Genomic DNA, 4,757 nt, shown 5'->3' on the forward strand with positions numbered 1-4,757 from the left:
CTGTGCGCCGGCAAGCTGTGCCACGGCGTAAATGATAAATTTTCGCCAAAGTTGCGCTGAGCTTCGCGGTCGAAATCCTGCTGCGGGATGCGTATGGTGGCGACCTTGCGGAACGGCGATTCCGACTCTTTCCATTCCTTGCCCGGATCTTCTATCGGCATGCTGTCTGCATCGACTTGCAGTTGCACTGTGAAGTCGAAGACGGCTGCACCTTGCGACAACTGCCGCACCATCGCCGCACGTAAATAATCCGGTCCGGGCTTGGCTGGAATTTCATCTGGCTGCGTGACGTGCGGGATCGCTGAATACTTGACTGCGGTTGCGCCGAACAGATATGGCGTCGTGCTCCAGTAGCGGATTTGCAATGGATTGGCGAATTTCTTCATAGACTTGAGCAAGTTCCAGATCACGCGCCAGTGCGTGGCGAAGTAGCTGATCTTGGCCCAGAGGCTGCCGGTCATAGCCTTGATCAAGGCATCGAATTCAGCCACGTCCCTGGTCACGAACACATTGGTGCTGATGACGATGAAGTCTTGCGTCTGCGCGTCACGTTCGGCTTCCAGCAATTTGTCGCCGGCCACGCCCATCAATTTGATCGCCATGCCGCGTATGTCGCGCGAGGTGTCGGGCTGGATGTTGCCATCCTGATTTGAAAACCGTATCCATGCCTGATAAGTGCGTGCTTCACTGAAGATGCCGACTTGCAACTCAGGCGGCAAATCCGGTTCTATGGTGAATTCTGCCCTGACCAGGCCATGCATTTTGGGGTGGGCGTCGCGCCGCATGATGCCGGTTGGATTGTCGCGGATGATTTTGGCTTGCAGGCGGGCGGCGAGGTCGCGAGTGTCGTCTATTTCACTGGCGGGAATGATTTCCTGGGCGAATGCTTTATTGGACATGATTTATTATTGATTTGATACCATATCGTTGCCGCACTATAGATGTTTCAAGCTATATTAGACGGGGCGGTGACCGGATAATAGTTGACTATAATTAACGGTAATTAATCTTTTTGCAAGAAAAACAGCTAGAGCTGTTGTCAGTCTGAATCGAAGCGGAGCCTCAAATCAAACCCTCACAAGCAGCGAGCTGGCCTACCTTGTCCAAGCGTACGAGTCTGGGAAAAACCAGCTTGCATCGCGGCATGTTTTTTCGCCCATCGGCTGCATCCCAGGACCAGGCGCAGGATGGCGGCCGCAGTAATCCTGCTTATGACTTGCCCGCCGCGCTCGCCTTGTTTGTCGCGTTGATACACGCGTTGCGCGCAGTCCATCAACGCACCGATCTGCATCAGGCACTGTGCCTGGCCAATTTACGCTTGCTGGAAGATGGTTCGGTCGAGTTGCGCAACGATGCAACGGTGCCGCTGGCCTATAGTTCACCGGAGCAAACCGGCCGCATGAACCGGCAGGTCGATTATCGCAGCGACTATTATTCACTCGGCATCATCCTGTATGAATTATTGAGCGGTCATTTGCCGTTCGAGTCCGATAGCGTGATGGAGCTGGTGCACAGTCATATCGCAAAAAAACCGCTGCCGCCCAGCCGCTTCAATCCGGCGATACCGGAGATACTCGGCACTATCGTCCTCAAATTGCTGGCAAAAAATGCCGAAGATCGCTATCAAAGCCTGGAAGGTTTGCTCAGCGATATAGAGCGCTGCCAATATGCGCTGAATGAAACCGGCATCATGGAGCCTTTCCTGCTGGCGCAGAACGATGCCTGCGACCGCCTGCAGATTTCGCAGAAACTGTATGGCCGGAATTACGAATACAGCCGCCTGCTCAATGCCTTCAAGCGGGTTGCCACTGGCGGCACGGAATTGCTGCTGGTAACCGGCTATGCAGGGATAGGCAAATCATCGCTGGTCAATGAAGTCCACAAGCCGGTGGTCGCGCAGGGCGGTTATTTCATTTCAGGGAAGTTCGACCAGTTCAAGCGCACGATACCGTATTCGGCATTCAATCAAGCCTTCCGCGAATTGATGCGGCAAATCCTGACCGAAAGTGAAAGCCGGATAGCCGAGTGGCGCAGCAAGCTGCTCAAGGCGCTCGGACCCAACGGCCAGTTGATCATCGATGCAATCCCCGAGCTGGAATTCATCATCGGCAAGCAGGAACACGTGCCCTTGCTGGGCGCCACGCGCAACAGCTTCAACTATGTGATGCAGAATTTCGTCAGCGTGTTTACGCATTCTGACCATCCTATCGTCCTGTTCCTCGACGATGTGCAATGGGCCGATGCCGCATCGCTGAAACTCATCACCCTGTTGATGAAAAATCTGGACGATCCCTGTTTGCTGTTGATCGCCGCCTATCGCGACAATGAAGTCGATATCGCGCATCCGCTGCATCTGACGATAGATGCGATACGCAAGCACAGCGTCGTCACGGTAGTCGAAGTCAGCCCCTTGCTGGAAGACAGCATAGAAGAACTGGTGGCCGACACGCTCAAGCGCGATGTAGCCGAAACCCGCCCGCTGGCACAGCTGATCTATCGCAAGACGCTGGGCAATCCTTTTTTCATAGGACAGTTCATCAAGAGCCTGCATAGCGAGGATTTGCTGCAATTTGGCCATGCATCCTGGCATTGGGATATTGCGCAAATCAAGGCCTTGAACATCACCGACAACGTGGTGGACTTGCTGACCACGGAATTGCGCCGCCTGCCGCCGCCTACGCAACGCCTGCTTACGATCGCCGCCTGTATCGGCAACCGTTTCGACATGCAAATGCTGGAGACGGTCAGCGCCACATCGCAGCAGCAAATCAGTGAGTTATTGCACGACGCCCTGCAAGCCGGCTTGATACTGCCGGCAGAACATACGGTTGCGGCAGCGGCGCTGGCGCCCTGTTCCTACCAGTTTCAGCACGACCGGGTGCAGCAGGCTGCTTACGAAGGCATTGCCAAGCATGAAACCGATGTCGTGCATCTGGAAATCGGCCGCCTGCTGTTGCGCAGCCTGAGCGCAGCGGAAAAAGAAGAACATATTTTCAATATCGTCGATCACCTGAACAAGGGGCGCGCGCTGTTGACGCAGCAGGACGAGAAGGAAGAACTCGCGGCGCTGAACCTGCAGGCGGCGAAAAAAGCACGCAAATCGGCCGCCTTCGATGTGCACTGCGACTGCATAGAGATAGCCGAAGAGTTCGGCAGTACGGAAGACTGGTGCGAGAAGCAGGACTTCATGCACGAGTTGTACATGGAGTTGATCAACGTTTCCTTTGCCCGTGCCGATTACCGTGAAATGGAACGGCTGTGCCAGGTCGTCTGCGACAAGAGCGCCACGCCGCACGAAATCATCGCGGCCAAGGATTACCTGATCCGCTGTTACGGTGCGCTGTACAAGCCGCAGGAATTGTTGAAGACCGGGATCGAAATGCTGGAAATTTCCGGCATCAAGGTGCCGGCGAATCTGGGTGAAAACGATATCCGGCTGGCGCGCCTGAAACTCAAGCTGGCATTGCGCGGCAGGGATCCGCTGGAGCTGGCGGATCTGCCGCCGGCGACCGACCCGCAATACCTGCTGCAACTGCATGCGACGATGGCTTTCCTCGGCTATGGCTTTACCTATCTGGCGGGATCCAATGTCGTGCTGTGGGTGGCGCTGGAAATTGTGCGTCGCTCGATACATTACGGTTCGTCGCCGCACTCGGCGTATGCGTATGCCGTATGGGGCCGCACGCTGGCCGGCAAGCTCGACAAAGCGGGCGAAGGCTACAAGTTCGGCAAGGTCGCCGCGCAACTCGGCGGGCATAAAAACCTGCTGGGCGCGGTTGGCATCTTTGAAGGCATCATCCGCCATCATCGCGAGCATTTGCGCCTGTCGCTGGAACCCTTGATGGATACCTATGTCAAGGCGATGGAAACGGGCGACCGTCCCGGCGCCATGGTGGCGCTGTCTTTCTCGGATGCGATCCGCTTCCAGTCGGGCGGCAATGTGCAGGATGCGCTGGCGACGATACGCAAGGATTTGAATATTTACCGCAAGATGGATTACGCGGCGCTGCTGGGCGTGATGATTCCGTGGGCGCTGCTGTTTTCGCGGCTGGTAGGCGAATCGATAGCCGATATTACGCAGGGGCGGGATCAGGAAGATTACGTAGTGGCGCGCAGGAATGCCGCCGACCCATGGGGCGTTTTTTACGTGCGCACGATACAGGCGATAGGCGAATATTATTTCGGCGAATACGCCAGCGCGCACATGCATGCAAAAGAAGCCATCGCCTTGCCGGGTTTCGATTTCGGCACGCCATCGTCGGGCTTCCTGATGTGGGTGCATGCGCTGTCTGAACTGGCCTTGTGCCGGCCGCATACCGCGCAGGCAGCACGTGCGCTGGCCAGTGCGAAGGGTATGCAGCGGCGCTTCAAGCCCTGGGCCGATAATGCGCCTATGAATTACCGGCACAAATGGCAACTGGTCGAAGCCGAACGTTGCCGGGTCGCCGGCAAAAACAATCGGGCCGAGCAGTTTTACGAATATGCGATCAAGGGTGCACGCGATTACGGTTTCACCAACGACGAAGCGTTGGCGCATGAACTGGCCGGGAAATTCTATCTTGGCCTGGGAAAAGAGATCAATGCGCGCATGCATCTGGAGCAGGCGCATGCCAAGTATGAAGAGTGGGGCGCGTTTGCCAAGGCGCTGCAACTGGAGGCGGTCTATTCGTCCTTGCTGGCGCGCGTGATTGCGCGCAAACGTGCCGACAGCCGCGGGCTGGCCGAGGTGCGTGAACGGCAAGTGGATATACAAACCG

Annotated in this window: 2 protein-coding genes; one reads left to right on the forward strand and one right to left on the reverse strand. The window is 56.3% G+C overall.

Translation table 11 applies throughout. The annotated features are described in order from the left end of the window. The coding region (locus Q7T06_RS01630) for a catalase family protein (protein ID WP_304779050.1) at positions 1–899 on the reverse strand (899 nt) is incomplete at its 3' end. Between the two features lie 200 nt (positions 900–1,099). On the opposite strand from Q7T06_RS01630, the gene Q7T06_RS01635 reads away from it, so the two are divergent. Further along, a partial coding sequence (locus tag Q7T06_RS01635) for an AAA family ATPase (RefSeq protein WP_304779053.1) occupies positions 1,100–4,757 on the forward strand: 3,658 nt, incomplete at its 3' end.

It is taken from the genome of Herminiimonas sp. (genome assembly GCF_030645555.1).
Lineage (GTDB): Bacteria > Pseudomonadota > Gammaproteobacteria > Burkholderiales > Burkholderiaceae_D > Oxalicibacterium.